The organism is Tundrisphaera lichenicola (assembly GCF_051175385.1).
Classification (GTDB): domain Bacteria; phylum Planctomycetota; class Planctomycetia; order Isosphaerales; family Isosphaeraceae; genus Tundrisphaera; species Tundrisphaera lichenicola.
In genome coordinates this window covers 575,770-591,420 of sequence record NZ_CP195106.1, presented here as the reverse complement: position 1 = coordinate 591,420, position 15,651 = coordinate 575,770, and the positions used below count along the sequence as shown (strand labels likewise).

Below are 15,651 nucleotides of genomic sequence, written 5' to 3'. Positions count from 1 at the left end.
CGCTCAGCGGCCTCGCCCGGGAGCCAATCCGAGCCGGAATCCCCGAGTCACCTCGATGTCGCCAAGGACCCGAGACGGGGACCATTTCGCGAAAGCCCCCCGGAAAGTGTGCTGAAGACAAACCCGGGATCGCGAAAGTTACGAGGAAGATTCCCGGGCCATGGGCCCTCGTCTCGAAGGCGGGTCTGCTTGAGGAACGAACCCATCCGTGATCCCGGAACGAACCCACTCGCGTCTGGGGGCCTGCTCCCGGGGTAAGCTGCGCTTACCCCTGCCACCCAGATTAACCAGGTTGAGATCTTCGGAGAGACTCGCAGAACCACCCACTCGCCAGGCTGGAACGAACCCATTCGCGACGATGGGGTACCCGGTGACGACTTACCAAGCAACGACGCAAACCACGGCGACGGCAGGCACTTACTACACGAAACCGACAAGGTCGAGGCCGCACAATCTGGAGGATTATCCCGGAACAAAGCCACTCACCATGCCGGAACGAAGCCACTCGGCCAGTCCGAACGAAGCCATTCGCCATGCCGGAACGAAGCCACTCACGAAGTTGTCGAGGAAGTGGGAAACATGGGGGCTTAGGCGAAACCGGTCGGGTGGGCCTCGCTTCGCTTCGACGCCACCCTACAGGATGGGGAGAATGTCACGACGGTCCGATTGGCCCTGGTCGCGCGGCCCGGCGGCTTGAGTCGGGCGGGTCCGCACTCCTATGATATGGGTTATCGCCCCCGGGCTTTCGGGGGTTCCTCTCCGGATGAACAACAGGAGTTCGACGCATGGCCACAGTCACCGAGCCCCGTCGCCAGACGAAGCGGTCGCTCCAGACCAAACTCCTCATCGACGGCCAGTGGCGCGACAGCGTCAGCGGCAAGACCTTCGAGACGATCAACCCGGCCACCGAGGAGGTGATCGCCCGGGTTGCCGAGGGGGACGCCGCCGATATCGACCTGGCCGTGAAGGCCGCCCGGAGGGCCTTCGAATCCGGCCCCTGGTCGAAGATGGACGCCCGCGATCGCGGTCGGCTGATGAACCGGCTGGCCGACCTGCTCGAAGACAACATCGACGACCTGGCCGCGCTGGAGACCCTGGACAACGGCAAGCCGATCGCCGAGGCCCGCAACGGCGACCTCCCGCTGGTCATCGACACCATCCGCTATTACGCCGGCTGGGCCGATAAGATCCACGGCCAGACCGTCCCGGTCCGGGGCAACTACTTCTGCTATACCCGGCGCGAGCCGATGGGCGTGGCCGGGCAGATCATCCCCTGGAACTTCCCGATGCTGATGGTGGCCTGGAAGTGGGGCCCCGCCCTCGCCGCCGGCTGCACCATCGTGATGAAGCCCGCCGAGCAGACCCCGCTGTCGGTCCTCCGGATGGGCGAACTGGCCATGGAGGCCGGGTTCCCCAACGGCGTGATCAACATCGTCAACGGGTTCGGCGAGACCGCCGGGGCCTCCCTGGTGGCCCACCCGGGGGTGGACAAGATCGCCTTCACCGGCGAGGGGCGGACCGGCCAGATCATCATGAAGTCGGCCGCCGACACCCTGAAGCGGATCACCTTCGAGCTGGGCGGCAAGAGCCCCAACATCATCCTGGACGACGCCGACATCGAGAAGGCGGTCGACGGGTCCCTGCTGGGGATCTACCTGAACCAGGGGCAGTGCTGCTGCGCCGGGAGCCGGCTGTTCGTCCAGGAGTCGATCCACGACAAGTTCGTCGCCCGGCTGTCCGAGAAGGTCCGCGCCCGGAAGCTGGGCGACCCGACCGACCCGACGACCGAACAGGGGCCGCAGATCGACAAGAATCAGTTCGACCGGATCATGGGCTACATCGCCAAGGGCAAGGAGCAAGGGGCCCGGGTCGTCACCGGCGGCGAGCGCCACGGCGATAAGGGGTTCTTCATCCAGCCGACGATCTTCGCCGACGTGAAGGACGACATGGCGATCGCCTGCGACGAGATCTTCGGTCCGGTCCTCTCGGTGATCAAGTTCAAGGACGTCGAGGAGGCCGTGACCCGGGCCAACACCACCGACTACGGCCTGGCCGCCGCCGTCTGGACCCAGGACATCGGCAAGGCGCACTCGATCGCCCACCGCCTCCGGGCCGGGACCGTCTGGGTCAACTGCTACGACGTGTTCGACGCCGCCGCCCCCTTCGGAGGGTACAAGAGGTCCGGCATCGGCCGGGAACTCGGCGAGAAGGCCCTGGATAACTACACCGAGCTGAAGACCGTGACGGTCTCGCTCGGCTGAAGCTGATGGAAGTTCTCCCCTCGTAGGACAGGATGAATCCTGTCCTACAGGGGATGAGGTGGGCCGGCGGCTTATTCGTCCTCGCAGCCGCAATCCATGAGGGTGGAGGCGGGGACGGCCTTCTCCCCCTTGGCGTCCCAGCCGATGGCGGTCTTCTGGCGGTAGGCCATGACGCCCATCGCGATCGGGACGTTCACCTTGTATCCGAGCTCGACCGGGCAGTTCAGCGCGGCCCCGTCCCGGATCGCGTCGAACAGGTTGGCGAAGTGGACCCGCTCGTTCATGGCCCCATCCCCCTTGAGGGTGATGGTCTCCTTGATCCGGCCGATCGACTTCTGGGGGATGACCTGGGCCGAGTCGTTCTTGCGGTCGACGATGATCGTGGCGTCGTGGCCGCCGATCAGCTCGGTCAGGGCGACGTCATTGACCTGCGAGCCGAGCAGGGTGACGGTCGGCCCGCCCGGGTAGTCGACGAACATGTTGAAGAGGTCGGGGTTCTCGCGGTCGTCGGGGGCACCCTGGGGGGTGGTGGAGTCCTCGCCGAAGCAGTAGATCCCGCCGGCGGCGACGACCTGCCTGGGCATCCCCACGCCCATCGCCTTGACCAAGAAGGCGAGCTGGTGGAAGAACAGGTCGGTGGCCACGCCGCCGGAGTAATCCCAGTAGCACCGGTACTGGAAGTAGCGGGGGGCGTGCCAGTCGCGCTTGGGGGCCAGGCCGTACTGGTGGCCGAGGAACTGGTCCCAGTCGAGGTCGGGGCCGGGTTTGGCGTCGGCGTCGTACTCGCCGTAGTCGCGCCACTGCCCGGCGACGTTGTTGCGGGTCAGGCTGGACTGTGCCAGGACCAGCTTGCCGATCCCGTTCTTCTGGATGTGCTCGCGGATCTTGTCGGCGACCTGGAGGCTGGTCCCCTGGACGCCGACCTGGAGCTTCTTGCCGGTCTCGCCCACGACCTTGACCAGGTCCTTGGCCTGGTCGATGGTGTGGCACATCGGCTTCTCGCAGTAGACGTGCTTGCCGGCCTTGAGGGCCTCGCTGGCGATCTTATGGTGCCAGTGGTCGGGGGTGGCGACGACCACGAGGTCGACGTCCTTGTCGTCGAGGACCGCCCGGTAGTCGCGGGCCCCCTCGGCCTTCCCTCCGGCCTTGGCCACGCGGTCGAGCCCGCGATCGAGCCGCTTGGTGTAGATCTCGGAGACCCGGGTCACCCGGATGTTGTGGGTGTCGTTGGAGGCCCATTCGACCAGAGGTGTCATGAGCTGGCCCCCTCGGGTCCCGACGCCCACGATGGCGATGTTCAGGCGATCATTGGCCCCGGCGGCACCGGCGAGGACCGATGCGGGCAGGCTGGCGACGGCCCCGGCGGCGGCCGAGGTCTGGAGGAAGTTCCGGCGTGTCAGCGAAAGGGGGTCGGTCATGCGAGGGCTGGCTCCGGGTGGGTGGGCTCGGATCGAGGGACGACCGGACGCGAAGGCCCGGGGGCGGCGAGGGCCCGATCGCGATGGGACCCAGCGTAACCCCGGTTTTCCCCACCCGCAAGCCGGGCCAAGGTTGATCGGAGTCAGCGCCCGATCCCCGGCCGGCGCCGATTCCGGGCAACGCGCGACACGCGGGCCCGTTCCCCCGTGTTACTAGGGAGAGACCCCCCAAGGGTGGGGTCGATGACCGGCCGGGAGGCGCCCGACCCCTCCCGATGGGGCCGGGCCGGATCCGAGAATTGACGGCCACGGAAGTCGGAAATCGGGACTAGGGTTGATTGGGTGGGGTGATTGTCGGGACTCGAGTCGCGAGCCGAGTCGCCGGATTCCGTCCGGGAGTGAGAGGCCATGTACGATTTCAAGCGGTCGGCGAGCCCGATGATCCTGCTGCGGATCACCGACGGGAGCGTCCATATGCACCGATCCTTCAATGATTTTCCCCAGGCCGAGCGGAGCGCCCTGGCCTTCGCCGGGGCGGGGTTCGCCGTGGCGATGATGTCGGCGACCGGGCGGTTCCTGATGGGGTTCGAGCCTCGAGAGGGTTCGAGGGCCGCCGTCTGAGTCGGCCGATTAGGCGGGGTTTTCGAGGGAATATCGCCCCCTGAGCGTGGTCGAGGCTGAAAAAACCGGGGAAAATGCAAGGATCCGGCGCCGAACCCCGATTTTTCCTGTATCTTTTCGTGGTCCCCCGTCGAAAAGGTTCGGCAGGAGCCGTGGAGACAGGCCTTCAGAGGGGAGGCCAGGTCGGTCCGGCTCTCCAGCCTTGCGTAACGTACTCTCCAGGAGGGCAACACGTCCCATGGCCAAGAAAGCCGCTCCGAAGGCCGCCGAACCCAAGGCCGCCGCCGCCCCCGCCGCCAAGAAAGCCGCCGCTCCAGCCGCCAAGGCCAAGCCGGCCACCAAGTCGGAGATCTTCGCCTCGCTCGCCGAGAAGACCGGCCTGAGCAAGAAGCAGGTCTCCGAGGTCTTCGACGCCATGAATGAGTCGATCGCCAAGGATCTGGGCAAGAAAGGCCCGGGGATCTTCGTGGTACCCGGCCTGCTCAAGCTCAAGGTGGTCCGAAAGGACGCCACCAAGGCCAAGCAGGGGATCAACCCCTTCACCGGCCAGCCCATGACCATCAAGGCCAAGCCCGCCCGGAACGTCATCAAGGCCGTCCCGCTGAAGGCCCTCAAGGACCTCGTCTGAGCCATCGACCCCGAGCCGGGTTGACGAAGGGCCGATCGACAATCGATCGGCCCTTTCGCATGCGCCCGCCTGGGGGATGGCCGAAGCCCGACGGATCAGGGGGCGAGCTGGTCCAGCTCTTGACCGATCGCGTCCATCAACGGGCCGATACTGGCCTCGGAGAAGTCGAACTTCGCCCCGGCGGCCTCGAAGAGCTCCGGCAGGGGCCTCGCACCCCCGATGGCCAGGGCCTTCCGGTAGTCGGCCACGGCGGCCGCCCGGTCGATCAGGCTCCTCCTCCAGATCTGGAGCGCCCCCAGCTGCGCGATCCCGTATTCGATGTAATAGAAGGGGTACAGGAAGATGTGAAGCTGGCGGTGCCAGCTGCTGGATCGGGCGTCCTCATAGCCCGACCAGTCGACGATCCCCCCGAAGCGGTCGAGCAGCCCATTCCAGGCGGCCCGGCGATCATCCCGGGTGTGGCCGGGGTGGGCGTAGATCCAGTGCTGGAAGGCGTCGACCGTGGCAATCCAGGGGAGAATCGTCACGATCCCTTCGAGGAGCTGCCGATAGGATCGGTTGGCGTCGTCCTCGTTGTAGAACAGCTCCAGGTTCCGGGCCCCGAGCAGCTCCATGGACATCGAGGCGACCTCGCAGAACTCGATCGGGCTCTCGCGATAGGCCGCCAGCGGCTCGCCCCGGCTGGCCAGGGCGTGGAAGGCGTGGCCCCCTTCGTGGAGGAGCGTCCGGACGTCGCCGTCGACGCCCACGGCGTTCATGAAGATGAACGGGAGCCGGTCGTCTTCCAGGGTCGTCTGGTAGCCGCCGGGGGCCTTCCCCTTCCGGTTGGCCAGGTCCAGGAGCCCGTTGGCCCGGAGGTAGGCGAACTGGGCACCCAGCTCGGGATCCACGTCGTTGAAGATCGCCTCGGACCCCTCGGCCAGCTTCTCGACCTCCGCGAACGGCCGGAGCGGCGGGCGGCCCAGGGGGTCGACCGACAGGTCCCAGGGGCGGAGCGACTCGACCTTGAGGGCCTCCCGGCGCTCCTCCTGGAGCTTCCGGGCCAGGGGCACGACCACCTTGGCGATGGCATCCTGGAACGCGGTCGCCTCGGCGACCCCGTAGTCGAACCGCTCGCGGACCCGATAGGCATACTCGGTGAAGCTGGGGAAGCCGGCCTCGCGAGCGACCTCCTGGCGGAGTCCGACCATCTTATCGAACAGGTCGTCGATCGTGTCGCGGTCGGCCAGCCGACGCGCCGCCACCAACTCCCAGGCCTCCTGGCGGAGCGCCCGATCGGTCTCCTCCAGGAACGGGGACATCTGCGCCGGGGTCCGCTCCACACCCTGGAAGGTGACGGTCATCGCCCCGATGACCTTCTGATACTGCTGGTCGAGCTCGGCCAGCTCGGTCTCGCGGGGGATGTTGGCCTCGCGATAGAGGGCCCGGCGGTTCTCCTGGGTCCGGTCGAAGACCAGGTAGCGTCCCTTCGGCAGGCCCGACCGGTATGGGGAATCGAGGTACTTCGCCCGGAGTTCATTCTGAACCGGCTTGAGCTTCGGCTCGATCTCGCGGACGAAGGCCAGGTGGGCGGCCTCGCGCTCGAGGTCGTCGGTCTGGCAGGTCATGGCGACGTAGCGTCGGACCCCTTCCTGCGACACGGCCCCATTGAGTTCGCCGAGATCGAATAGCCAGCCCTCCAGGTCCTCGGGCGAGTCGATCGGGCGCGCCAGGAGCTGCCGATACCAGGGCTCGATCTGATCCCAGGTCTTGAACTCGGCCTCGTTGGGGATCCAGCGGTGGGGGAACGTCTCGGGGGCGTATGCGGTCTCGGCCATGGCGTGAGGGTCCTGGAAATCGGGCAAAGGGACGCCGATCCGTCGGGCGCCCCCCTAACCTACCGACCGCCCGCCCGTCTGGCCAGCCGGTTTGGTCGTCATCGCCCCGCCCCATCGGGCCGAGAAACCCGACGGAGAGAGGCCCCCTCCCCTGGACTGATCGTGTATGATCCGACCTCGGACCGTCGACGACCCCCGAAGCCGGAACCCCGACGCATGAACCCGACCCCGCCCCCGCCCTTCGAGAAGCCTCCGCCCCTGAACGAGGTCGGGGCCATCCGGGCCCTGATCGACGCCCTGAGGACGCGGGTCATCAGCGGCCTGATCATGGCCCTGCCGATCGCCCTGACCTTCTGGATCGTCTATCAGCTCTACCTGACCCTGAACAACGCGATCCTCGCCCCGGCCAGCAGGCTCGTACGCTACCTCCTGAACTTCCGAGAAGGATTCCGGGAAGACGGGGTCTATTCCCAATACGTCTCGCCGATCATCGCGATCTTCCTGGTGATCGGCCTGCTCTACATCCTCGGGCTCCTGGCCCGCTCCTGGTTCCGCCGGGCGCTGGACTGGGTGCTCCTGCACCTGCCAATCGTGACGACGATCTACAAGGCCCTGAGCAACGTCTTCGAGTCGCTCGACGCCCAGCGTCAGGGGAACTCGTTCCAGCGGGTGGTCCTGGTGGAGTTCCCCCACCCCGGCTCGAAGGCCCTGGGATTCGTCTCGAAGACGCTCAGCGACGCCTCGACCGGCCGCCCGATCCTCTGCGTCTGCGTCCTGACCGGCGTGGTCCCCCCGGCGGGCTTCACGCTCTTCGTCCCCGAGGACCGGGTGACCGACATCGACTGGTCGGTGAATCAGGCCCTCCAGGCGATCCTCTCCGGCGGGATCACCACCCCGAGCGTGATCCAGTACAACCTCGGGATCCACGCCCCGCCGACCGGGCCGATCGTCGACCCTTCGGGCCATCCCTTCCCCTCCGTAGCGGGCGACGGGCCCGCTTAAGCCATCCAGACGCCCGGATCTTCGGCCGAACGATCCCGGATCATCCTCCCTGGAGCCTCCCATGCCATCGCGAATCCTCGCCCTTGCGTGCTGTCTCGGATCGTTCGGCGCGGCCACCCATGCCAACGAACCTCCCGCGGTTGCCGAGAATGTCATCGTCGTGACGCTCGACGGCTTCCGCCATCAGGAGTTCTTCGGGGGGGCGGATGAGGCCCTGATCGACGCGAAGGACGGGGGCGTCCGCGATGTCGCCGGGTTGAAAGGCGAATTCTGGCGCGATTCCCCCGAGGGCCGGAGAGCGGCCCTGCTGCCGTTCTTCTGGGGGACGATCGCCGAGAAAGGCCAGGTCTTCGGCGACCTTTCGAGGAAGTCTCCCGCCAGGCTCACCAACGGCAAGAAATTCTCCTACCCCGGCTACAGCGAGATGTTCTGCGGGTTCGGGGACGACCGGATCGATTCCAACGCCAAACGACCAAATCCGAACCGCTCGGTCCTGGAATTCCTCGACGAGCGACCGGCCTATCGGGACCGAGTCGCCGCCTTCTGCTCCTGGGACGTCTTCCCGTTCATCTTCCGGACCTCGGAGAACCGCCTGAAGGTCCACGCGGGCTGGTCCCCGATCGTCGACGGGACGCCGACCGATCGCCAGCGGGCGGCCAACCTGATGATCGAACACCTCCCTCGGTACTGGCCCGACTGCACCTACGACGCGATCATCATGGAGGCCGCCCGCGAGCACCTGATCCGGCACAAGCCCCGGGTCCTCTATATCGGGCTGGGCGAGACCGACGAGTGGGCCCACGGCCGACGGTATGACCTCTATCTGCGGTCCGCCCATCAGGCCGACCGCTTCCTGGCCGGGCTCTGGCAGACCATCCAGGAGATGCCCGAGTACCGCGACAGGACGGCCCTGATCCTGACCACCGACCACGGGCGAGGCGGCACCGGGAAGGACTGGACCGATCATGGAGCGAAGGTGGAAGGGGCGGAGCACATCTGGATCGCCCTGATGGGGAAAGGCATTCCCCCGCTCGGCGTCCGGGAGGGCGTGGAATCGACGCAATCGCAAGTCGCCTCGACGATCGCCCAACTGATCGGCGAGGACTTCGTCGCGGCGAGCCCGAAATCGGCCCCGCCCCTGCCGATCCTCGCCCCGGCGCAGGCGGGCTCGACGGGAAATCCGGGCCGATGAACCCGAGGCGGCGAGATTCCGGTCACGACCCGGCCCGGATCAGCCGCCCGCGCCCGAGAGGAACCGCTTCCCCTCGACGATCCGCGAGGCGACCCTCACGGCCTCGATCAGGCTGTTGATCTCGGCCTTACCTTGCCAGGCGATGTCAAACGCCGTGCCGTGGGCGACGCTGGTCCGGACGATCGGCAGGCCGAGGGTCACGTTGACCGCCCGGTCGAAGCCGACCGTCTTGATCGCGACGTGCCCCTGGTCGTGGTACATGGCGACCACCGCGTCATACTCGCCGCCCAGGGCGCGGGCGAAGAGGGTATCGGCGGCGATCGGGCCTTCGACATCGATACCCGAGGCCCGGGCGCGATCGACGGCGGGGCCGATGATGGCCTGCTCCTCGATGCCAAATAACCCGTTCTCACCGGCGTGGGGATTCAGGCCGGCCACGGCCACTCGCGGGGGTCGCCCGCCGGTCAGCGGGCGGAGGGCCTCGTCGGCGAGGCGGATCTTGGCCTCGACCGACTCCACGGTCAGGAGGTCGAAGACCCTCCGGAGCGCGACGTGGAGCGTCGCGTGGATCACGCCCAGGCCGGGTCGTCGAGATCCCTCGGGGGCGGCCAGATAGAGCATCATCGCGTGCTCGGCGGCCCCGCAACGCTCGGCCAGGATCTCGGTATGTCCGGGGTGGGGGACCCCTGCGGCGTGCAGCGACTCCTTCTGGAGCGGGAGCGTGACGATCGCGTCGATCCGCCCGGCCATCGCCAGGTCGACGGCCCCGATCAGGAAGTCGGCTGCGGCCCGACCCGCCCGAGGATCGACCACGCCGGGTCGGACCCCGGAGAGATCCTGATTGGTCGAAGGCAGGCAGGGGATCACGAGGCCCGACGGGTCGGACTCCTCGGGACGGGCGATCGCTCGGACCTCGGCCCCGGTCCCGAGCAGCGAGACGGCCCGTCGAAGAGTCTCCGGGTCGCCCACGACGAACGGCCTGGCCAGTCCCCGGAGCGCCTCGCCGGCCCACGCGCGAGCAATCACCTCGGGGCCGACGCCCGCCACGTCCCCCATCGTCAAGGCCACCAGGGGCCTCTCATCCATCACGTTCGATCCCCTCAATTCAATGCGTCTCGATATTCCGGGGGATCGCCACTTCCGTCGAAGCCTTGACCGGCTCGCCGGGCCCGGCCCCCTTCGGATCCGCCGAGGCCGGGGTGAATCGGGACTGTTCGGCCTCGCCGCAGCCGGCCGCGAGCAGGGCGGCAATCAGGATGGTGCGCCGTATCATCGTCCGGTCTCCAAAACCCCATTATCTCGACCACAGACCCCGACGTCGAGCCGACCCGTGACGCAATCAGGCCGGCTCGGCCGAGAAAGGCGGCAGAAAGGTCGACCGTTCCTACGATAATGATGCCGGGACTCAACGCATGCAGGCGTGCGGCGTTGGTTTTTTCAACAGAGGCCGGAGGGGGACTTATAGTCGCCCACTCCGGCCATAACATGAAATTAAAGGCGTCGATGATCGACGAGTTGCTCCTCGGCGATCGGCCCGAAACTTAAAAAGACCGTCATCTTTAATCCTCGATAGCGCGGCCCTCTGCGGGTCCGCGTGAGGGCTCTTACGTCCATGAACCTGGCTCGTCGCTCCGTGATTCTGATGGTATTGTTGGCCGGCTTGACCGATCCTGTCCCGACCGAGGCTTGCTGGCTTTTCGGTCATGCCAAAGACTGCCCCTCCCTTGTCTCGACCAGTTGCCTCCCGCTCTGCTTTCAGGGGCCGGTCGTCCTGATGCCCCAACCGGTCGTAGGGACCGTGATCCCCGTCGAGGCCGTCGACCCGCTCGCGAGCGGAGGACTTTCGAGGAACGACGGCGGGATCGGGCCGTTCCTGGCGGCCTCCCGTTATGAGTGGAATCCCTCGACCTTCGGAGGGGCCTCGGGCCCTGGGGGATCCCCCTTCCTGTTCGACCTCCGCCAGGTCGCGACCCAGTATCCGATCTTCGGAGGGAGCCTGGGCCGGGGCGGCAGCCTGGGCGGATCCGGGTCGCCGGGCGTCGGGACGATCGACCCGTTCGTGAATCCGGGCACCCTGGGACCGGGATTCGGGCCGTTCCCGCCCGGTTCGCTCCTGGACCACAACCCGCTCCCCCTCGGCCCGGACTTCCCGGGGATCGGGAACCCGACGACCGGGGTCGGGGGGCCATCATGCCCTGGCCCCGGAGGACCACCGGGGTCGGGCACGCCCTCGGGCCCCTCGCCCGGCGTCATTCATGGCGTCCCCGAGCCGTCGGCGGTCATCTCGACGCTGGCGGGGTTGGCCATCGCCGCCGCCGCTTGCAGGCTTCGAGGCCACCCGGATCGCTTATTTTCTTCGCGCCTGTGGCCGAGAAAAGACGCGTGAGTCGCCAGGGCACCCACGGTCGTCGAGAATTCGCGACGAGGTATTTATTCACCTGGTGGCTCGATCAGGTCTGGATTAGAAACCAAAACTGAGATTAAGAAGCGTTCACGACTATGACCGGTCATCTCCGACCGGAGTCACCCCCCGGGCCTGGTCGCAGGATCGTCGAGCGCGCCCGTACCTCCCTCGAATCTCACCCGAGAGACTCCATTGATGCACCGGACGATCCTCCTCGCCGCCTCGCTGCTCGCGGCGGCAACGCAGCTCGCCTCCGCCGGGATCACGCTGAGCGATTACAACCTGATCACCACCGGCGACGTGACCACCAACTCCGACGTGCAGGGCCGGGTCCTCGTCGGCGGGACCCTCAAGTCCAACAATTTCACATTCGGGGGGCAGCTCGCCGGGGGTGCGCTGACGCCCCCGGCCGGGATCTTCAATGCCCTGGCCGGGAATGTCACCAACCTCAATACCAATGGCCATAATTTCATCTATGGCTCGGGGCCCGCTTCGGTGAACGGCGTGGCCGCCGACCCGTCCACGGTGACGACCTTCACCGATGGCCTGTCTTCCTACCTGGCCGACGTCTCGGCGGCCTATGCGGCCCTGACGACCAACAGCACCGTCGACGCGTCGGACCCGAACCAGATCAAGTTCAACGCCATGCCGACCACGATCAACGGCCGGAGCGTGGCGGTCTTCTCGATCGACCAGAGCCTGCTCACGCAGAGCGGGACGGTCTCCGCGTTGACCGGGGTCGGCGCCGGCACGACGGTCATCATCAACGTGATGGGCGGCAACGCGATCAACTACTTCTCCTCGGGCCTGAACTTCGCCGCATTCTCGAACCTGGCGAACGAGGCTCACCTCCTCTTCAACTTCCAGAACGCGACCGCCCTGAACGGCTTCAACAACTTTGGCGGTTCGATCCTCGCCCCGAATGCCGACCTGACGACGAGCAGCTCGCCGGTCGGCTCGATCTACGTCAAGTCGATCACCCAGATTGGCGAGATCGACCTCCCGAGGTCGTTCGGATCCCCGAGGCCGGGCTTCGAGGGCTATGTGCCCCCGCTCGTGGACCCCAGCCCCAACCCCGTCCCCGAGCCGGCCACGATCCTCTCGACCCTGAGCGGATTGGCGATCGTCGGTGCCGGCTGGCTCCGCCGACGACGGGCCGCCTGAGCCCCCACCATCGGGCCCGGCAGGATCGAGACTCTCGGGGCCCGGCCGGACACCGGCCGGGCCTCTTTCTCGATCGCCGACCCCGACCGGCCCGCGTGAACGTCTATCGAGATTGATCCATCTCGGCTAGAATCGAACCCTTGGTCGTCCCGACTCCTCGGCAGCTCACCAATCAGGCTGGGGATTCATCCCGCCCGCCCGGCGCCTGGCTGCTCGGAGAGACGACCCGCCCAATCTGATGTCCGCGGAGCCCCTGGATCATGTTGAATACCGCACTCAAGGATTACGTCACCGGCCGGATCCTTCCCAATATCCAGACACCCGCGCAATACATCGGGGGCGAGCTGAACACGGTCCGCAAGGACCACCGGACCACCCTGGGGACGCTCTGCCTGGCGTTCCCCGACACCTACTCCCTGGGGATGAGCCACCACGGGCTTCAGGTCCTCTATAGCCTGATGAACGCCCGGAACTGGGCCTGCGAGCGGGCCTTCACCCCCCTGCCCGACTTCGAGGCCGCGCTCCGACAGCACGAGGTCCCGCTCTACTCGCTGGAGACCTTCACGCCGCTGGGCAAGTTCGACGTCCTGGGCTTCTCGCTCCAGTACGAGATCAGCTATTCGAACGTCCTGACGATGCTCGACCTCGGCGGGATCCCGCTCCATGCCGAGGACCGCTCCGCCGACGACACCCTCGTGATCGCCGGGGGGCCGGGCTCGCAGAACCCCGAGCTGCTGGCCCCGTTCATCGACCTCTTCGTGATCGGCGACGGCGAGCCGAGCCTGCCGGTGGTCTGCGACATGTGGGCCGCCATGAAAGGCGACCCGGCCCTGACCCGCGCCGATAAGCTGGCCCGGATCGCCGGGGCGGTCGACTGGGCCTATGTCCCGCGGTTCTACGAGATGGCCTACGCCGAGGACGGCACGATCGCCGAGATCCACCGGACCCGCGACGACGTCCCGGCCGCCATCAAGCCCTGCGTGATCCAGGGGCTCGACGACATCCCCCTGCCGACGGCCCCGATCGTCCCGTTCGTCGAGACGGCCCACGACCGGATCGCCATCGAGATCATGCGCGGTTGCCCCTGGCAGTGCCGGTTCTGCCAGAGCACCGTCATCAAGCGCCCGCTCCGCTATCGGACCGTCGAGACGATCGTCAACGCGGCCCTGGAAAGCTACAAGAACACCGGCTACGACGAGATCAGCCTGCTGTCCCTCTCCAGCAGCGACTATCCCAAGTTCGAGGAGCTGGTCACCCGGATGTCGGAGGTCTTCACCCCCCTGGGCGTGAAGATCTCGCTGCCGAGCCTCCGGATCACCGAGACCCTCAAGAAGATCCCCGCGCTCTTGCAGGAGGGACGCCGGGGCGGCCTGACCCTGGCCCCCGAGGTCGCCCGCGACGACATGCGCGAGCAGATCCGCAAGCCGATCGACAACAAGGACCTCTACGAAGGCGCGGCCGAGGCGTTCCGCCGGGGCTGGCGGAAGGTCAAGCTCTACTTCATGTGCGGCCTCCCCGGCGAGCGCGAGGCGGACCTCGACGGGATCGTCGAGATGGCCGAGACCATCGCCCGGATCGGCCGCGAGGTCACCGGTCGATACGCCGACGTGACCGCGAGCGTCTCCAACTTCGTCCCCAAGCCCCACACCCCTTACCAGTGGAACGGGATGAGGGAACGCGAATACTTCCACTGGGCCCACCGCTACATCCGGTCCCGGGTGAAGATCAAGTCGGTGACGGTCAAGTGCCACTCGATCGAGACCAGCCTCCTCGAAGGGATCATGACCCGGGGCGATCGGAGGGTGGCCGCCGCCCTCGAAGAAGCCTGGAGGCGAGGGGCCCGGCTCGACGCCTGGACCGAGCACTTCGACGCCAAGCTCTGGTGGGGCGTCTTCGACGACCTCGGGATCGACGTCCCCTTCTACAGCCAGCGGACCCGACCCGTGGAGGAGGTCCTTCCCTGGGACCACATCCACGTCAAGAAGGGCCGCGAATACCTGGCCAAGGAGCAGGGACGGTCGATCGTCCAGCTCACGGCGATGGCGGAAGCGGTCTGAACCCGGACGAGCGGGAGGGGGCGGCATTCCTGCCTCCCTCCTCCCCGGGAGAGGACCGAGTCGAGGTGAGGGGTACTCCGGTCGCAGGGCGCGACGTCGATCATCGGAGGCCGGAATGATGGCGAATTGGGACAAGCGGACCCTCAAACTCCCCGAGAAGCACGGCTGGCACGCCAAGCCCGGCTGGAAGATCTTCGTCGCCGACCGAGGCGCGGTCCGGTTCGACTTCCCGGAAGACTGGGTGGTCGTGCCGACCGAGGAGTCGATCAAGTTCCACGACAAGCAGCCGCCCGACGACGACTGCACCCTGGCGATGTCGGTGATGAGGCTCCCCCCGGGCGACTGGAGCGGGCTCAAGCTCTCGAACCTGGTCAAGCAGGTCGTCGAGCACGATAGCCGGGACGCCACCTCGATCGGCGAGGTCGTGGAGATCGAGCGGACCGACCTCGAACTCGCCTGGGCCGAGGTCCGCTTCATCGACCCCAACGAGAAACGCCCCGCGCGGTCGAGGACCTGCCTCTCGCGGGCCTCGAATGTCCAGCCCCTGATCACCTTCGACTTCTGGGAGGACGACGCCCCCAGGCTCGGCAAGATCTGGGACGAGATCCTGAGGTCCCTCCGGGTCGCCGAGCCGATCATCGACCCGACGCTGGGACAGCCGAACCGGGGATGATCGGCCCGCCCCACGAGCGATCGAGCCCGGTTCGCCCCTCCCTGCCCTGGAGTGCCGCCTTTGAAGACCGTCATCCTCCAAAACGTCGACGGCGAGCGCCTCGCGTTCATGCTCTGCAGCGTGGACCTGGCCGAAGGAGCGGGCGACTGCACCTTCGTGGCCGTGCCCGGCCGGGCCGCCCTGCTGGATCATCCCGAGGAGAAGATGCTCGCCCTCCGCCGATCGGCCGGCGAAAGCTCGTGGGAGGTCACCCGGCGCGAGCCTCTGACGGTCGTGATCACCACGCCCGGCTGGCCGGACGGCATGTTCATCGAGATCGAGTCCACCGGACCGGGCCGATGGGGAGTCGGCGAGGGCCTCGACCGGCTGGTCCTCGGCCAGGCGATCGCGGCCTCGAAGGACTGACCCATCATC

At 67.2% G+C, this 15,651-nt stretch carries 14 protein-coding genes; 10 read left to right on the top strand and 4 right to left on the bottom strand.

From position 1 onward, the window contains the following. Nucleotides 1–785: 785 nt before the first annotated feature. The gene (locus P12x_RS02315; protein WP_435009213.1) at nucleotides 786–2,261 is read left to right on the top strand and encodes an aldehyde dehydrogenase family protein; all 1,476 of its coding nucleotides are present in this window, start codon (nucleotides 786–788) and stop codon (nucleotides 2,259–2,261) included. A 71-nt stretch (nucleotides 2,262–2,332) separates the two neighbouring features. On the opposite strand, the gene P12x_RS02310 is transcribed toward P12x_RS02315, so the two are convergent. Next, nucleotides 2,333–3,679 (bottom strand): Gfo/Idh/MocA family oxidoreductase, encoded by a 1,347-nt coding sequence (locus tag P12x_RS02310; protein WP_435009212.1) that lies wholly within the window; start codon nucleotides 3,677–3,679, stop codon nucleotides 2,333–2,335. Nucleotides 3,680–4,087: 408 nt separating this feature from the next. Between P12x_RS02310 and P12x_RS02305 the strand changes: the two genes are divergently transcribed. Together P12x_RS02305 and P12x_RS02300 are read left to right on the top strand one after the other, a co-directional pair. After that, nucleotides 4,088–4,300 (top strand): hypothetical protein, encoded by a 213-nt coding sequence (locus P12x_RS02305; protein ID WP_435009211.1) that lies wholly within the window; start codon nucleotides 4,088–4,090, stop codon nucleotides 4,298–4,300. Nucleotides 4,301–4,538: 238 nt separating this feature from the next. Further along, complete coding sequence (locus P12x_RS02300) at nucleotides 4,539–4,928, top strand: HU family DNA-binding protein (RefSeq protein ID WP_435009210.1); 390 nt, start codon at nucleotides 4,539–4,541, stop codon at nucleotides 4,926–4,928. Between the two features lie 95 nt (nucleotides 4,929–5,023). Here the strand turns inward: P12x_RS02300 and P12x_RS02295 are convergent, their stop codons facing one another. Next, nucleotides 5,024–6,745 (bottom strand): M3 family oligoendopeptidase, encoded by a 1,722-nt coding sequence (locus P12x_RS02295; protein ID WP_435009209.1) that lies wholly within the window; start codon nucleotides 6,743–6,745, stop codon nucleotides 5,024–5,026. 216 nt (nucleotides 6,746–6,961) lie between these two features. On the opposite strand from P12x_RS02295, the gene P12x_RS02290 reads away from it, so the two are divergent. Together P12x_RS02290 and P12x_RS02285 are read left to right on the top strand one after the other, a co-directional pair. Continuing rightward, nucleotides 6,962–7,747: a DUF502 domain-containing protein gene (locus P12x_RS02290; protein WP_435009208.1), complete on the top strand. Its 786-nt coding sequence runs from the start codon at nucleotides 6,962–6,964 to the stop codon at nucleotides 7,745–7,747. Between the two features lie 61 nt (nucleotides 7,748–7,808). Continuing rightward, the gene (locus P12x_RS02285; protein WP_435009207.1) at nucleotides 7,809–8,939 is read left to right on the top strand and encodes an alkaline phosphatase family protein; all 1,131 of its coding nucleotides are present in this window, start codon (nucleotides 7,809–7,811) and stop codon (nucleotides 8,937–8,939) included. A gap of 39 nt (nucleotides 8,940–8,978) precedes the next feature. On the opposite strand, the gene pdxA is transcribed toward P12x_RS02285, so the two are convergent. After that, nucleotides 8,979–10,025, bottom strand: coding sequence for a 4-hydroxythreonine-4-phosphate dehydrogenase PdxA (gene pdxA / locus P12x_RS02280; RefSeq protein WP_435009206.1), 1,047 nt, complete (start codon nucleotides 10,023–10,025; stop codon nucleotides 8,979–8,981). A 19-nt stretch (nucleotides 10,026–10,044) separates the two neighbouring features. Next, nucleotides 10,045–10,212 (bottom strand): hypothetical protein, encoded by a 168-nt coding sequence (locus P12x_RS02275; protein ID WP_435009205.1) that lies wholly within the window; start codon nucleotides 10,210–10,212, stop codon nucleotides 10,045–10,047. Nucleotides 10,213–10,551: 339 nt separating this feature from the next. On the opposite strand from P12x_RS02275, the gene P12x_RS02270 reads away from it, so the two are divergent. From P12x_RS02270 to P12x_RS02250, 5 genes are all read left to right on the top strand, one after another. Further along, nucleotides 10,552–11,325 (top strand): hypothetical protein, encoded by a 774-nt coding sequence (locus P12x_RS02270; protein ID WP_435009204.1) that lies wholly within the window; start codon nucleotides 10,552–10,554, stop codon nucleotides 11,323–11,325. Between the two features lie 213 nt (nucleotides 11,326–11,538). Continuing rightward, complete coding sequence (locus tag P12x_RS02265) at nucleotides 11,539–12,507, top strand: collagen-binding domain-containing protein (RefSeq protein WP_435009203.1); 969 nt, start codon at nucleotides 11,539–11,541, stop codon at nucleotides 12,505–12,507. A gap of 260 nt (nucleotides 12,508–12,767) precedes the next feature. Beyond that, nucleotides 12,768–14,564, top strand: a complete 1,797-nt coding sequence (locus P12x_RS02260; protein WP_435009202.1) for a TIGR03960 family B12-binding radical SAM protein — start codon at nucleotides 12,768–12,770, stop codon at nucleotides 14,562–14,564. 115 nt (nucleotides 14,565–14,679) lie between these two features. Further along, complete coding sequence (locus tag P12x_RS02255) at nucleotides 14,680–15,237, top strand: hypothetical protein (RefSeq protein WP_435009201.1); 558 nt, start codon at nucleotides 14,680–14,682, stop codon at nucleotides 15,235–15,237. A gap of 60 nt (nucleotides 15,238–15,297) precedes the next feature. Next, a complete protein-coding gene (locus P12x_RS02250; protein WP_435009200.1) occupies nucleotides 15,298–15,642 on the top strand; it encodes a hypothetical protein in 345 nt (114 codons plus the stop codon). The last annotated feature ends 9 nt before the right edge of the window (nucleotides 15,643–15,651 follow it).